This is a genomic window from Streptacidiphilus sp. ASG 303, from assembly GCF_020991365.1.
GTDB lineage: Bacteria > Actinomycetota > Actinomycetes > Streptomycetales > Streptomycetaceae > Peterkaempfera.
The window spans coordinates 62,015-76,895 of the sequence record NZ_JAJLRA010000027.1 but is presented as its reverse complement, the minus strand read 5'-3'; the positions used below and the strand labels follow the sequence as shown (position 1 = coordinate 76,895).

Sequence of the window (14,881 nt, the reverse complement as noted above, 5' to 3'; positions counted from 1 at the left end):
GGCCGCCCTCGACGCCGGCACCGGCCACGGCCGCATCAGCAACGCCCTGAGGAACGACGGCACCACCGCACTCGACATCCGCGCCACCACCGACCACGGCGACATCACCGCCCGCAGCCTCTGACCGGCAGGGGCAGGACCGCCCGACCGGGCGGTCCTGCCGGCCCCGCCGCCCTTCCCCGGGGCCCGCGCCCCGCGCCCGGCGCCCCGCAGGGGCCGCCGCACGACACCGCACACGACCTGGGAGACCCCATGACCAAGCACGGCACGTCCCCGACCACCCCGACGTGGACCGGCATGGTGCCGGTCGACGACACCGCTCTGTCCGTCACCGACACCGGCGGCCCCGGCACGCCCGTGGTCTACCTCAACGGCCAGTTCGCCACCCAGGGGTACTGGCGCCGGGTCATCGGCGAACTGGGGACGGGGTGGCGGCACATCACCTACGACGAGCGGGCCCGCGGCAGGAGGTCCGGGCGCTCGGCCGACTACTCCTTCGACGCCGCCGTCCGCGACGTCGACGCCGTCCTGGCCGCCCGAGGAGTGGACCGGGCGCTGCTGGTGGGCTGGTCCTACGGAGCGGTCGTCGCGGCGCACTGGGCCGCCCGCAACCCGGACCGCGCCCTGGGCGCGGTCCTGGTCGACGGCGCGTTCCCGCACGACTGGCTCGACGAGGCCATGGAGCAGCGGATCCGCAGGCTGTTCCGGCGGATGAACCTGTTCATGCCGCTCCTGCGCCCGACGGGCCTGACCCCGAGGATGAGCGCCGCACAGATGGCGGAGAGCAACATCGAGCTCGGCCGCCTCTCCCGCGAACGCGAGCTGGGCCCCGTCCTGGACCGCATCACCGTCCCCGTGCGGTACGTGGTCGCCTCGGGCACCTCCCTCGGAAGCAAGGGGGACGAGCAGGAGCGGATCCGCGCAAGCCTCGACGCGGTCACCGTCCGCAACCCCGGCATCCGCATCAGCGCGAAGGTCGCCAGCAACCACGGCGCGATCCTCAAGAAGGACGCCCCCGCCATCGCCGGGGCCGTCCGGGACGCCGCCGCCCCCGGCCACGGCCCGCACTGATGCCACGACCGGCAGTCCGGCGGCCGACCGGGCGGCGGCCCTCACCAGGTCGGCGCTGCCGGACCGGCCGCGCCTGCCCGGTGCGGCCCACGGCCGGGTCGGCGGCGACCCCGGTGGGCCGCCGCCGTCCCGGTCCGTCAGCCCATGTCCGTCAGCAGGGCGTTCAGTTCCTTCTCCTGCTGCGCAGGCGGCATCGGCGGGTTCGCGTGGTCGATGCCGAAGGTCCCCAGCACCTTGTCCATCTGGGCGTCGATGGAGGTCCAGCCGGTGCTGTCCAGCGGCTGCAGGGAGTCCTGGTCGGCGTCCCAGAGGTCGCGCAGCGACTGGGCGGCCGCGCGGGCGCCCTTCGCGTTCCCCGAGCGTGCGTCCTTGAGCGAGGTGGAGGCGAGGGTGCGCAGTGCGTCGACCTTGGCGGACGGGAACTTCTTCACCGCCTCGCCGGGGGCCATCCGGACGGCGGAGGTGTTGTCGGCCTCCGGCGCCGGGCCGACGTGGGGCCGGCTGTGGGCCCAGAACAGCAGGGCCCCGGTGGCGACGGCGAGGAGGCCGAAGCCCGCCAGCGCGATGCGCTCCCTGCGCAGGCCGGCGCCGGCCTGCGGGGTGTGGGTGGCCTCGTAGGTCTCGGTCACGTCGGACCGCGTCAGCGTCAGGTAGACCACAGTCGCCAGGATCAGACCGAGGAAGATCAGGCTGGTGGCGAAGGTTCCCAGGTCGAGACCGGTCGGTTCGCCCGGCTGAGCGACCTTCGGGGAGGCGAGCCAGTCGCCGATGTTGGCACCCAGCGGACGGGTCAGGATGTAGGCGAGCCAGAAGGACAGCACCGGGTTTGCGCCGTACCTCCACAGCAGCGTGATCGACACGATCAGGCCGAGCGGCAGCAGGACCGAGACCCCAGGGCTCCAACCGGTGAGCTCGAGGGTCCAGTCGCCGGTCGCGGTGCCGAGCGCGAAGGTGACGAGAACGGCCAGCCAGTAGAACGACTCACGCGGCAACGTCGTGACCGAGTGGATCGACAGGGTGTGCTCACGCAGCCACCACACGCCGAAGACCACGGCGAGCAGGACCGAGAACACCGCGGAGCTGATCCACAGCGGCACGTCGAGCTGGTCGGTCAGGATGTCGGTGTACAGCGTGCCCGTGACGCTGACGACGACCACGGTCAGCCAGTACGGGAGCGGGACGTACCGCTTCAGCCGCAGCTGGACGACCAGGACTCCCGCGAACACCGCGGTGAAGATCCAGGCCGTGTTCACCAGGCCGACGCCCAGCTTCATGTTGATCCAGTCGGCGAAACTCTCACCGACGGTCGTGCACAGGACCTTGATCACCCAGAACCAGACGGTGACCTCGGGAACCTTGTTCAGCATCAGCCGCCCGCTGCGGCGCGTGCGGGCTTCGCTCGTCGTTGTCATGCGACGAGGCTGACGCGGCCGACCTGCACACAACCTGACCGGGCAGTCGCCTACGGCGTGGGAAAGGTCACCTCGACGCGACCGTGGCCGTCGGCGATCGCGCGGACCGCCACTCCTGCGGACGCGGCGAGACGCCTGACCACGGCCAGGCCCAACCCGTGCCCGTTGCCGCCGGTCACGCCCGCTTCGAAGACCCGGTCGACCTCCGCCGGATCGAACCCCGGGCCGTCGTCCAGGACATCGACCACGACGGCCCGGGGCCGGATGCGCGCCGTGACCCGGACGCGCGAGTCCGCATGCCGCAGGCCGTTCTCCAGCAGGGGCGACAACACGGCCACGACGAGCTCGGCCGCCACGGCGACATCGACGCCGGCCGGGATGGCGAGGTCGATGGGGCGGCCGGCGACCGCCTGTCGCGCCGCTGCCCCGAGATCGCAGCGGGTGCCGCCACCGGTCCGTGTCCGGGCGGCGCTCAGAATCGTGGTGATCGCGCTGTTCAGGCGGTCGACCTCGGTCAGAACGGACTCCGGTGCCAGATGACGACCGGAGAGCTGCGTCAACTGCGCCTCGCCCCGCAGGACCGTCAAGGGCGTCCGCAGCTCATGGGCGATCTCGTCGGTGAGCCGGCGCTCGTCCGCGAGCGCGTGGTCCACGCGGTCGAGCAGCCGGTCGAGAGTCTGCCCGAGCTCCCCGAACTCATCGCGGGGAACGCCGAGGCCGAATCGGCGCCCGGGTTCGTGGTCGCCCCAGTCGTCGGCAAGAGCGGCCATGTCGTGGACCACCCGCAACGCACGGCCCACCACGATGCGGGCGACGACGCCTGCGAGCAGGATCGAGATGCCACCCAGCACGAGCGACATCGCCAGGCTGCGCTGCTCCGACGTCTCGTACGGCGTCAGGTCCACCCTCACGACCGCCACGACGCGGTGGCCTTCGAGCCGGATCGGCCGGGCGTACAGAAGGCATCTGCCGAACGTGGTGGTGCGGGACTGCCCGGAGCCGACGAGAGCCTCGACGCGGCCACGTGCACCTCTCGGCACGATCCCGTCGACGAGATGCCCGTCGGCATACACCCACGAGACCGTGTCCAGCGCTTCGCTGCCGTTCTCGATCAGCACGACGTGGCCGCTGCGCACGGTGACGTTCGCCGCCGCTGCCTCTGCACGCGTGTGCGCCAGAGCGTTCGCGTCGGCGTCGGTCACCCGGCTCAGCAGCACGTGCGAGACCACCACCAGCACGGCGACCACCGCTGTCGCGATGACCACCGCGAGCGCGACGACCCTCCCGCGGAAGCCCGTCACTCCCATCGGTAGCCCACGCCGCGGACCGTCGCCAGGCGGTCGGCCACCCCCAGCACACCGAGTTTGGTCCGCAGCCGGCGGACGAAGGAGTCGAGGGTGTTGTCGCTGACCTGCGCGCCGTGCGGCCAACCGGCAGCGACGAGGGCGTGACGGCGTACGGCGTCGCCCTGCGAGGCGATGAGCCTGCCCAGCAACCGGAACTCGGTCGGCGTCAGGCTCTCCCTGGCCGCCCCGTGGATCACGACGTGTTTCGCCGGGTCGAGAACGACGCCCCGTGGCGGGGTCGTCGCGGTCGCCCTGCGCAGCAGGGCACGGACCCGTACCAGCAACTCCGGGACGTCGAACGGCTTCGTCATGTAGTCATCGGCTCCCGCCTCGAAGCCGCCCACCTTGTGGTGCATGCCGTCCAGAGCGGTGAGCATCAGCACCGGGGCGTCGACGCCACGTGCCCGCAGAGCCAGGCAGACATCCCGCCCGTCGGCGTCCGGAAGCCCCAGGTCGAGGACGACCAGGTGGGGGACCGGATCAAGGCGCCGCAGCAGGCCGTCCGCCGTGGGGACGGCCGCGACCGTGTGGCCGTCGTGCTCGAGCGCGCGCCTGAGGACGTCGCGGACCGCCGCGTCGTCCTCGCACACCACAATGAAAGCCACCCGCCGACCCTAGGTACTTCAGCGGGATTTCTCCATTTCCCCTGGTCGGCGCCCTGGTGGGCGGCAGGCTTCCGGGGTTGGGGAACATCGGAGCGAAACGCCCGGTCCAGCGGCCGCAGACCGGTGGGGCTGAACGGTGCTGCGCCGACAGGGTCCTCCGGACCGAGCAGCACGGTGGCGCCGACGAGGACCGGGAGCCGACGGATGAGCATGACCGTCGCAGCGTCTCCGGCCTCGTGACGGCGAGGACTCGGCGGGTCCGCCGCACCGGCATGCGCGGTGCACGTGGCGTTCCGGGGACCCGTCCCGAGCCCGGCTCCCGGGAGGCGGGGCGGGGGAGTCAGCAGTGGGTGACAGCATCTGCGGCATGACGAGCTCTGACGTTCGCCGCGGCCTGGACTTCTTCCGCGGGGACATCCCGATCCACACCCTGACCTTCGCCAAGGGGATGCCCCCCACGGAGCTGCTGACCCGCATGGGGGTGGACCCCGGCACCCTCGCGCTGCGCGATCCCCTCGACCTGGAGGACGACTTCGGCGACACCCTGCTCGACGAGGACGAGCCGGTGGTGACGACCGGCACCGACGGTGCGTGGACGTGGGCGTGGGAGCAGGGCGGCTGCCACGGTCTGGACGAGCGGATCCTGTCCGCGGTCTCCAGGGGGACCGAGGCCGTTGCGCTGCACCGCAATGAGAAGCCGATGCACTGGTTCAGGTACGCGGTCGACGGTGTCGTCGTCACCGACTTCCACACCCTCCAGCCGATCGAGCCGACCGGTTCGGACCCGCACCGCCTCGATGCGTTCATGCATCCCCTGGGTCTCCGTCCCGGGCAGCCGGCCCCCCTGCACAGCGTTCTGGCCCTCGCGGAGGACGCCTTCGGGCTCCGCGTGACGCCGCCTGGCAACGATGACCAACGCTGGAGCGGCAGCCTGCGCCCCCTGCCCCGGCAGGATTGACCGGGCCGGGCCGCAGCCGCGCGTTCCGGCCCGGTCAGGTGTTTCGTGCAACCCGTGGGCAGTCATGGGCCACGCCTTGTCGGGTCGTGTACGAGCCGGCCGCTCGGTGATCCGTTTGCAGGCTGGGCTGTGAGCTCGGCCGGGGTGGCCGAGTCGGTCCCTTCCTCGTCGACCGGGTGGAGACGGGCCTCGGCGAGGAGGGCGCGGCCCATGGAGCGACGGGCTTCGGCCCACTCGTCGTTCTGCTCGGCCAGGGCGGCGCCGACCGGGCGGACCAGGACGGCACCGGACTGCGTGTCGTCCATGTCGAGGACAAGCGCGGTTCCCCGGATCCTTCCTAGGACGCGGAGGACGCCGTGCGCCCCCGGTCCCGGGCCCGGGCCTTGCCGCCCCGTTCCCGGCCATCACTCCGTCCGCTCCGCCGTCACCGTCGAGGTGCATGCGTGCACCTCACCCCCGGCGGTGGTGGCCGTGCCCGCTCGGACACGCGAGGCCGTCGCGCGGACGCCGTTCCGAGGACGGGGACCCTGTCGCGGTGGATCCGTGATTCACGGCGAGAGGACCTCCGGCTGCCGTTCGGCGGCGGCGGCGAGTCGACCCGCCAGGTCCTTGAGGGCCTGGCGGAGTTCGTCGGGGCCGTGGACGGTGAAGGGCCACTCGAGCGAGGCGAGCATGTGCGCCATGCCGTCAAGGCGTTCCGCCCGTGCCTGCATCAGCACGCCGGCCGGTCCGGCGGTGAGCGTGACGGCCGTGCGCGGCAGTCTTCGGGCGATCTCGTCGAGAGGGCCGTGGATCGTCACCTCGACCTGCCAGCGGTACGGCCCCTGGGCGAGGGTCGCGGTCAGATGGGCTACCGGGTCGAAGCCGTCGGGGACGGCGAACGCCCGTGTGCGGGGGGCGACGGAGGCGATGCGATCGATGCGGAAGGTCCGCAGGTCGTCGCGGAGGTGGTCGTGGCCGACGAGGTACCAGCGGCCGGTGTGGAAGACCACGCCGTAGGGGTCGACGTCGCGCTCGGTCCGGTCCTGCCGCCGGGACCGGTAGTGGATGCCCACGGTCGCCCCGGCACGCGAGGCCTGCGCGAGCGCCAGCAGGACGCCGCTGCCGGGTGCCTGCGCGCTCACGGCCCCCGCGGTGAAGTGCAGGGTCTCCCGCATGGCGGCGAGCGGTTCCCGCAGGGCCTGCGGAAGCACCCGTTCGATCTTGGCCCGGGCGCCCGCGCCGGCCAGCACCGTCGTACCCATCCCGAGCCGTTCGGCCGCAAGGAGTCCGAGCACGACGGCGAGGGCCTCGTCATTGGTGAGGACCAGGGGCGGCATCCGGTAGCCGCGGGCCAGCCGGTAGCCGCCGAAGCGGCCGCGCTCGGCCTCCACGGGGATGCCCAGGTCGCGCAGGTGGGCGACGTACCGGCGGACCGTGCGGACATCGGTGCCCAGCCGGTCGGCCAGCTCGCCCCCGGTGAGCCCGGCGTTCGACTGGAGCAGTTCCAGCAGGGTCAGCACACGGGTCAGGGGATGCGACACGGATCACTCGACATTTCAGGGCTGATTCTGTCCTGTATCGACTCTATGCTCCCCACAGCACCTCACTCCAGGGAGATCACATGACCACCTTCGTCCTCGTCCCCGGCGCCTGGCTCGGCGCGTGGGCCTGGCAGGACACCGCAGACGCTCTCCGGGAGCGCGGTCACACGGCGCTGGCGCTGACGCTGACCGGCCTGGCCGAACGCGCGGAGGAGGGCGGGCCCCGGACGGACCTGGACACGCACATCGCGGACATCACCGACTTCGTCGGGGAGAACGACCTGCGCGAGGTCACCCTGGTCGCCCACAGCTACGCGGCCGCCCCCGTCACCGGGGCGGCCGGGCGACTCGGCGACCGGCTCGAGCGCGTGGTCTACGTGGACAGCGCCCCGTTCACCGCGGGCATGCGCATGCTCGACCTCATGCCACCGGAGGCGGCGGACCAGCTGGGCCGGCAGGTCGCGGCCCACGGCGGCGGTTGCCGGCTCCCGATGCCGCCGTTCGAGACCCTGGGCCTGTCCACCAGCCTCGAGGGCCTCGACGAGGACCGGCGGGACGTGCTGAGCGCACGTGCCACCCCTCACCCGTTCGGCACCTACACCCAGCGGCTGGCCGGTCCGGTCGAGCCCGGCCCCGGCGTGGACCGTGTCCTGGTCGCCTGCCGCGACTTCCAGGGCCTGCTGGACGGCGGGGTGCCGATGCTGGCCTTCCTCGGCCACGCGCCGTGGCGGCGCTTCGACCTGTCCACCGGGCACTGGCCGATGCTGTCGGCGCCCGCCGAGCTCGCCGACGTCCTCCACACGGCCGTCTCCTGATGGGGACGGGAGCACACGGCCATGCCCGACCACGAGAGCGTCCGCCGGCTGCGGGCCCGTGCGCAGGCCCTGGCCGACGACGTGCGGGAAGCCTCCCCCGCGGCGGTGGTCCGCCGGGTCTTCGCCATCCAGGCCCAGGACGCCACGGCCGCCGACCTGGGCATCCGGGTGCGCGGGCGGGACATCACGGCGGCCGGCATCCGCGCGGCGTACGAGGACGAGCGGAGCATCGTGCGCGGCTGGTTCATGCGGGGCACCCTGCAGACCGTCCCCAGCCCGGACGCCCGCTGGGTGCTGCGGCTGCTCGCCCCCCGCATCCTCGCCGCGACGAACAGCCGCTACCGGCAGCTCGGCCTGGACGAAGGCCTGCGTGAGCGTGCCGACCGGCTCGTCCGGCGCGCCCTCGCCACGCACGGACCGCTCACCCGGGCCGAGCTGACGGAGCATCTGGCCGCCGTCGGCGTCCAGCCGGACGGGCAGGCGCCGTTCCACCTGATCCGCCACGCGGCACTCACCGGAGTCCTCTGCCACGGTCCCCGGCGCGGTCACGAGGCCACGTACGTCCTGCTCGACGACTGGCTGCCGCCCGGCGCCGAGGACGCACGGCGGGAGGAGGACACGGCGGTCGCCGAACTCGCCCGCCGCTACGTCCGCGCCCATGCGCCCGTCGCGGTGGACGACTTCGCCACCTGGTCGGGTCTCCCGGTCAGCCTGGCCCGCAAGGCCTGGTGGACGCTGGCGCACACCGGTTCGATCACCGGGTACGGCGCGCTGAGCGTGCCGACCGGGCGCACGGAGGAACCCCTGGACAGCCCCGGCACCCTGGACGTGCGGATGCTGCCCGCCTACGACAACCACCTCGTCGGCCACCGCGGCCGGGAGCTGTCCGTTCCCGCCGCTCACCGCGGCCGGGTATGGCCGGGCGGCGGCCTCATCCGTCCCACGGTCGTCGCGGACGGCCTGGCCGTCGGCACGTGGAGCCGCCGCGATGCCGGCCGTGCCGTCCGGGTGGACGCCTTCGAGCCCCTGTCGCCGCAGGTCCAGTCCCTGGTCGACGCGGAGGTGTCAGCGGTCACCCGCTTCCTGCGGCCTTCCGCGTGAACGCGCCGGGGCCTCTCGGTGGCGCGGATGCCGAGACGTCCGGGGCCGGCGGGCCCGCCCACCGCCGGACGTGCGCAGTCGCCGTGCTTCCCTATCCTGGGAGGAGACGCCGTCCCCTCGCGTCCCGCGAGGCGTCGGTGAGACCGCCCCCGCACGACCACCTGGGCGGCCCGGCAGGGTGCGTCGCCGCTGTGCGCATCCGTCGTCCCGCCCCCAGGAAGACCAGGGAGGCCGACATGGCCGAGAGCGGCGACCACACTCCGTCCATCCCCGATGTCCTGACGAACCCGTTCCTCAACCACGGGGTGGCATTCACGCAGGAGGAGCGTGAGGCGCGAGGCCTCACGGGCCGCCTGCCCGCCGCCGTGCTCACCCTGGAGCAGCAGGCCGGACGCGCCTTCCGGCAGATGCAGGCCCAGGACAGCGACCTCGCCAAGAACGTGTACCTCGAGGAGCTGCACGACAGGAACGAGGTGCTCTACTTCAAGGTGCTGCGCGACCACCTCGCCGAGCTGCTGCCGATCGTCTACGACCCCACCGTCGGCCTGGCCATCGAGCAGTACTCGCAGGAGTACCGCAGCCCCCGCGGTCTGTTCCTGTCCATCGACCGCCCCGACGACATGGACCGGGCCTTCGACACGCTCGGCCTCGGACCGGACGACGTCGACCTGGTCGTCTGCTCGGACGCGGAGGAGATCCTCGGCATCGGCGACTGGGGCGTGGGCGGCGTGCAGATCGCCGTCGGCAAGCTGGCCGTCTACACCGCCGCCGCCGGCATCGACCCGAGCCGGGTGGTCGCGGTCTCCCTGGACGTCGGCACCGACCGCCGGACGCTGCTGCAGGACCCTCTCTACCTGGGCAACCGCTTCCCGCGCGTGCGCGGCGCGGACTACGACGCCTTCATCGAGACGTACCTGCGCACCGCCTCCGCCCGCTTCCCGAACGCCCTCCTGCACTTCGAGGACTTCGGCCCGAGCAACGCCCGCCGCATCCTGGACGCACACCGCGACCGGTACCGCATCTTCAACGACGACGTCCAGGGCACCGGTGCCATCGCCCTGGCCGCCGTCCTCTCCGCCGTGAAGGTGAGCGGCGTGCCGATGCGGGAGCAGAGGCTGGTCGTCTTCGGCTCCGGCACGGCCGGCGTCGGCATCGCCGACCACCTCCGTGACGCCATGGTCCGCGACGGCGCGCGCGAGGAGGACGCCGAGGCGCGGATCTGGCTGATCGACAAGCAGGGCCTGCTCACCAGCGACATGACGGACCTGCGCGACTTCCAGCGGCGCTACGCCCGCGACCCCGCCGAGGTCCGCGGCTGGACGGCCGACGGCGGCGGCATCTCCCTGCTGGAGACCGTCCGGCGGGTCGGCCCCACGATCCTGCTGGGGACCTCCACCGTGCCCGGGGCCTTCACCAGGGACGTCGTCGAGGCCGTGGCCGCCGCCACCGAGCGCCCGATCATCCTTCCGCTGTCCAACCCGACGTCGCAGATCGAGGCCATGCCCGCCGACCTCATCGCGTGGACCGGCGGCAGGGCCCTGGTCGCCACCGGAATCCCGGTCGATCCCGTCGAGTACCGGGGCGTCAGCTACCGGATCGGCCAGGCCAACAACGCCCTGCTCTACCCGGGCCTCGGGCTCGGCACCATCGTCGCACGCGCCGAACGGGTCACCGACGGCATGCTGCGCGCCGCGGCCCAGGCCGTCGCCGACCAGGTCGACCCGACCGCCCCCGGCGCCTCCCTGCTGCCGCCCGTCGAGGACCTGTGGGAGTCCTCCGCCCGCACCGCCGCCGCCGTCGTGGAGGCCGCCGTGGCGGAGGGCGTCGCCGCCCGGCGGCACGCCGATCCGCTGCGCGCCGTCCGCGAGCGGATGTGGGAGCCCGTCTACCGTCCGGACGGAGGTGCCGCCGCATGACCCCGCCCGAGGACGGCGGAGTGCCGGAGGTCCTCGACCTGCCCGTCGGCCTGGACGCGACCGGACTGCGCCGCGAGACGGACTCCATGGGCGCCGTGGACGTGCCCGCCGACCGCTACTGGGGCGCACAGACCCAGCGCTCGCTGATCCACTTCTCGATCGGCGACGACCGCATGCCGAAGGCCGTCTACCACGCCTACGGCCACGTGAAGCGGGCCGCCGCGGCCGTCAACGGCCGCGCGGGGCGGCTGCCCGCCTGGAAGGCGCACCTGATCGAGCGGGTGGCCGGCGAGGTCATCGCCGGCGACCTGGACGACCACTTCCCGCTGTACGTCTGGCAGACGGGCTCGGGCACGCAGTCCAACATGAACACCAACGAGGTGATCGGAAACCGCGCGATCCAGCTCGTCGGCGGCGAACTCGGCAGCAAGACGCCGATCCACCCCAACGACCACGTCAACATGGGGCAGTCCTCCAACGACACCTTCCCGACCGCCATGCACATCGCCGCGCTCCAGGCGGTCCGCGAGGTCCTGCTGCCCAGCGTGCGGGCGCTCCGGCAGACCGTCGCCGGCAAGGCGGAGCGCTGGCACGACGTCGTCAAGATCGGCCGGACCCACCTCGAGGACGCCGTCCCCCTCACCGTGGGCCAGGAGTGGTCCGGCTACGCGCACCAGCTCGAGCAGGCGTGCGAGCGCGCCGACCGCGCCGCGGAGGGACTGCTGGAGCTCGCGATGGGCGGCACCGCGGTCGGCACCGGGCTGAACGCCCCGGAGGGCTTCGCCGAGCAGGTCGCGGAGGAGATCGCCCGCAGCACCGGGCACCCCTTCACCACGGCACGCAACAAGTTCGCCGCCCAGGGCGGCCTCGACGCCATGGTCGGGGCCTCCGCCGGGGTGCGGGCGCTGGCCGTGCCGCTCATGAAGATCGCCAACGACATCCGCTGGCTGGCCTCCGGACCCCGCTGCGGGCTCGGCGAGCTCGTGCTGCCTGCCAACGAGCCCGGTTCCTCGATCATGCCGGGCAAGGTCAACCCCACCCAGTGCGAGGCCATGGTCATGGTGTGCATCCAGGTGCTCTCCGAGGACCAGGCCGTCGCCTTCGCGGGAACGCAGGGGAACTTCGAGCTCAACGCCATGCGGCCGGTCATCATCAACAACTTCCTGCACATGACGCGCATCCTCGCCGACGCCTGCGACAGGTTCCGCGAGTACTGCGTCGAGGGCGCGGACCTGGACCTGGACCGGGTGGGGGAGTACGTGGACCGGTCGCTGATGCTGGTCACCGCGCTCTCGCCGGCGATCGGCTACGACAAGGCCTCCGCCATCGCCCACAAGGCGAACGACGAGGGGACCACGCTCCGTGAGGCGGCGCTCGCCACCGGGTACGTCGACGCGGAGGAGTTCGACCGGATCGTCGACCCCTCCGCCATGGTCGGCCTCACGGCCTCGCCCGGGTGAGAACGGGCCGGCCGGGCCGCCGTCCCGGGCGGCACCGCCCCTGACGGCGGCCCGGACCCGGGCGGCATCGCTCCTGACGGCGGTCCCGGGCCCGGTCGACCGCGGCCGTCGACGACACCGAGGACCCCGGGAGGTGCCGTGGAGCAGCACGTGCCGTCGCGTCCGGGCGGTCCCGGCCGCTCCCTGCGGGTCGCCGTGGTTCTGCTCGTGGCGGTCTCCGGCGGAGTGGAGGCGGTCTCCTTCCTCGCCCTGGACAAGGTCTTCGCCGGTGTCATGACCAGCAACCTGGCCCTCCTGGGCATGGCCGCCGGGCGCTCCCAGGCGGCGGGTGCCAGGGCGGCGCTGCTGGCCCTGGGCGGCTTCGCCACGGGCCTGCTGGCCGTCGCCCTGCTCACCCGCCGCTGCGCCGCCCACGCCGACCGCTGGCCGGGCCGGGTCGTGCTCGTCCTCGGCGCGGACGCGCTGCTGCTCGCCGCCGGCGCCCTGGCCTGGGGAGCGGCCGGGGGCACCCCGGATCCCACGACCCGTGACGCCCTGCAGTGCGGGGCGGCGCTCGTCATGGGCTCGCAGTCCGCCGCGATGGTCGCCGCCGGACGGGCTGCAGCCCCCACCACCTACCTGACGGGCACCCTGGCCACCTTCATCACCCGGGGCGTCGGCACCGGACGCCCCGGCGTGTGGGTCCCGCTGCGCCTCGCCGGCCTCATCGCGGGCGCGGCCCTCTCCGCCGGGCTGCTGGAGCGCGCCCGCGCCTGGGCCGCCCTCCCGCCGTTCCTGCTGACGCTGGCCGCGGTCGCCGCCGCCTGCGTCCCCCTGCTGAGGCCCGGGCCACCTGCCTCGGACACCCGCTGACCGCGCGCGCCCCCCGCCTCCCGGCGCGGCTGCGGCGCCGTTCATCCGGACGCCTCCTCCGGCAGGTGCCCCCCGCGTCCGGCCCTCATGCTCGTGGGTGGAACGTGATCGCCGTCCCCGGCCCGGTGCGCTCCACGAGGCGGAGCGCACCGGGCCCGGGGACCGGAAGGATGGAGCATCGATGCGTCTCGTCGTCGATCTCAACAAGTGCCAGGGGTATGCGCAGTGCGCGTTCCTCGCGCCCGACGTGTTCGCGATGCACGGCGAGGAGTCGCTGGTGTACGACCCGCATCCGGAGGAGCAGCAGCGTGAGCGCGTCGCGCGGGCGGTCGCCGCGTGCCCGGTGCAGGCGATCACCGCGGACGGCCTGCGCGGTGCGCCGGGGTCGGCGCCCCGGTCCGCGCTGGGGGTCCCCGATGGCCGCTGACCCCGGGGCGCGGATCCTGCGCGAGGGCCGGATCGTGATCGTCGGGGCCTCCCTGGCGGGGCTGCGCGCCGCGGAGACCCTGCGGGCCGAGGGTTTCGCCGGCGAGCTCACCCTGATCGGCGACGAGCCCTACGAGCCCTACGACCGCCCGCCCCTGTCGAAGTCCGTGCTGCTGGGCATGGCGTCACCGATCCACACCGAGCTGCCGCACCGCCGGGAGATCGCCGCCAGGTGGCGGCTCGGCGTCCCGGCGGCCGGACTCGACCTGGCGGCCGGGCGCGTCCGGCTGGCCGACGGCGACGAGGTGGAGTACGACCGGCTGCTCATCGCGACCGGTGTCCGCGCCCGGCCGTGGCCGAACGAGGAGGAGGCGCGGCTGGACGGCGTCTGCGTGCTGCGGACCCGGGACGACGCGGCCGACCTGTACCGCCGGCTGAAGGCGGGTCCGGGCCGGGTGTTCGTCATCGGCGGCGGGTTCGCCGGTTCGGAGATCGCCTCGGCCTGCCGGGGGATGGGCCTCCCCGTCACGGTCGCGGAACGGGCGGGTGCGCCGCTGGTGGGCGCGCTCGGCGGGGTGGTCGCGGCGGTCGCCGCGGACCTGCAGCTCGAGAACGGCGTGGACCTGCGCACGCACGTCACGGTGACCGGCCTGGAGGGCGACGCCGCGGGCAGGGTGCGGGCGGTCCACCTGTCCGACGAGAGCACCGTCGAGGCGGACGTGGTCGTGGTCTCGCTGGGGTCGCTGCGGAACACGGAGTGGCTGACCGGTTCGGGGCTGGGCGCGGGCCCGCGCGGCATCGCCTGCGACGCGGGCTGCCGCGCCTTCGACGTCCGGGGCATCGTCACGGACGACGTCTTCGTCGCGGGTGACGTCGCCCGGTCCCCGCACCCGCTGTTCGGCTACCAGTTCCTCTCGCTCGAGCACTGGGGCAACGCCGTCGCCCAGGCGGAGACGGCCGCCCACAACATGGTCTGCGCGAGCGCCGACCGGCGGCCCCACCTGTGGATGCCGGCCTTCTGGTCGTCGATGTTCGGCGTGAGCATCAAGTCCGTCGGCGTGCCGCCGATGGGCGACCAGGTCATGGTCACCCAGGGTTCGCTGGCCGAACGCCGGTTCGTCGCCGTCTACGGGCACCAGGGCCGCATCGTCGCCGCCGTGAGCTTCGACAACACCCGCTGGCTGGAGTTCTACGCCCGGCAGATCGAGCGCGGCGCGCCGTTCCCGGTGGAGTTCCCGACGATGGACCGGCGCCCCGAGGGCAGGCGGCCGGTGCCCGCCGCCTTCCCCGACCCGTCGCTGCCCACCCACGGCGCCACCGTGACCCTCACCGGCTACTCGCCGGCCGACCGGCAGCTGGTCTTCCACCCCGCCCGCCCCTAGACGGCCCCCGGACC

At 73.6% G+C, this 14,881-nt stretch carries 14 protein-coding genes; 9 read left to right on the top strand and 5 right to left on the bottom strand.

Annotation, left to right across the window (positions count from 1 at the left end; all coding sequences use genetic code 11):
* Positions 1-252 precede the first annotated feature (252 nt).
* Positions 253-1,071, top strand: a complete 819-nt coding sequence (locus LO771_RS24990) for an alpha/beta fold hydrolase (RefSeq protein WP_230746721.1) — start codon at positions 253-255, stop codon at positions 1,069-1,071.
* A 137-nt stretch (positions 1,072-1,208) separates the two neighbouring features.
* On the opposite strand, the gene LO771_RS24985 is transcribed toward LO771_RS24990, so the two are convergent.
* The 3 genes from LO771_RS24985 to LO771_RS24975 are packed head-to-tail and all read right to left on the bottom strand — an operon-like array spanning position 1,209 to position 4,434.
* Positions 1,209-2,483 (bottom strand): hypothetical protein, encoded by a 1,275-nt coding sequence (locus LO771_RS24985; protein WP_230746720.1) that lies wholly within the window; start codon positions 2,481-2,483, stop codon positions 1,209-1,211.
* A gap of 50 nt (positions 2,484-2,533) precedes the next feature.
* Entirely contained in the window at positions 2,534-3,790 is a 1,257-nt protein-coding gene (locus LO771_RS24980; protein WP_230746719.1) for a sensor histidine kinase KdpD, read from the bottom strand.
* Entirely contained in the window at positions 3,781-4,434 is a 654-nt protein-coding gene (locus tag LO771_RS24975) for a response regulator transcription factor (protein WP_230746718.1), read from the bottom strand. Before LO771_RS24975 ends, LO771_RS24980 begins: the two co-directional genes overlap by 10 nt.
* A gap of 367 nt (positions 4,435-4,801) precedes the next feature.
* On the opposite strand from LO771_RS24975, the gene LO771_RS24970 reads away from it, so the two are divergent.
* Positions 4,802-5,392 carry a DUF6461 domain-containing protein gene (locus LO771_RS24970; RefSeq protein WP_230746717.1) on the top strand — a complete coding sequence of 197 codons (591 nt, stop codon included), beginning with the start codon at positions 4,802-4,804 and terminating at the stop codon, positions 5,390-5,392.
* A gap of 62 nt (positions 5,393-5,454) precedes the next feature.
* On the opposite strand, the gene LO771_RS24965 is transcribed toward LO771_RS24970, so the two are convergent.
* Both LO771_RS24965 and LO771_RS24960 read right to left on the bottom strand, forming a co-directional pair.
* Positions 5,455-5,697 (bottom strand): hypothetical protein, encoded by a 243-nt coding sequence (locus LO771_RS24965; protein ID WP_374228234.1) that lies wholly within the window; start codon positions 5,695-5,697, stop codon positions 5,455-5,457.
* Between the two features lie 243 nt (positions 5,698-5,940).
* Entirely contained in the window at positions 5,941-6,915 is a 975-nt protein-coding gene (locus tag LO771_RS24960) for a YafY family protein (protein WP_230746716.1), read from the bottom strand.
* An 80-nt stretch (positions 6,916-6,995) separates the two neighbouring features.
* Between LO771_RS24960 and LO771_RS24955 the strand changes: the two genes are divergently transcribed.
* From LO771_RS24955 to LO771_RS24925, 7 genes are all read left to right on the top strand, one after another.
* A complete protein-coding gene (locus LO771_RS24955; protein ID WP_230746715.1) occupies positions 6,996-7,730 on the top strand; it encodes an alpha/beta fold hydrolase in 735 nt (244 codons plus the stop codon).
* Between the two features lie 21 nt (positions 7,731-7,751).
* Complete coding sequence (locus LO771_RS24950; protein WP_230746713.1) at positions 7,752-8,831, top strand: winged helix DNA-binding domain-containing protein; 1,080 nt, start codon at positions 7,752-7,754, stop codon at positions 8,829-8,831.
* A gap of 236 nt (positions 8,832-9,067) precedes the next feature.
* Positions 9,068-10,747 carry an NAD-dependent malic enzyme gene (locus LO771_RS24945; RefSeq protein WP_230746712.1) on the top strand — a complete coding sequence of 560 codons (1,680 nt, stop codon included), beginning with the start codon at positions 9,068-9,070 and terminating at the stop codon, positions 10,745-10,747.
* A complete protein-coding gene (gene fumC / locus LO771_RS24940; protein WP_230746711.1) occupies positions 10,744-12,207 on the top strand; it encodes a class II fumarate hydratase in 1,464 nt (487 codons plus the stop codon). Before LO771_RS24945 ends, fumC begins: the two co-directional genes overlap by 4 nt.
* A gap of 138 nt (positions 12,208-12,345) precedes the next feature.
* Positions 12,346-13,059 (top strand): DUF1275 family protein, encoded by a 714-nt coding sequence (locus LO771_RS24935; RefSeq protein WP_230746710.1) that lies wholly within the window; start codon positions 12,346-12,348, stop codon positions 13,057-13,059.
* A 181-nt stretch (positions 13,060-13,240) separates the two neighbouring features.
* Positions 13,241-13,486: a ferredoxin gene (locus LO771_RS24930; RefSeq protein ID WP_230746709.1), complete on the top strand. Its 246-nt coding sequence runs from the start codon at positions 13,241-13,243 to the stop codon at positions 13,484-13,486.
* Positions 13,476-14,867: an NAD(P)/FAD-dependent oxidoreductase gene (locus LO771_RS24925; RefSeq protein ID WP_230746706.1), complete on the top strand. Its 1,392-nt coding sequence runs from the start codon at positions 13,476-13,478 to the stop codon at positions 14,865-14,867. Before LO771_RS24930 ends, LO771_RS24925 begins: the two co-directional genes overlap by 11 nt.
* The last annotated feature ends 14 nt before the right edge of the window (positions 14,868-14,881 follow it).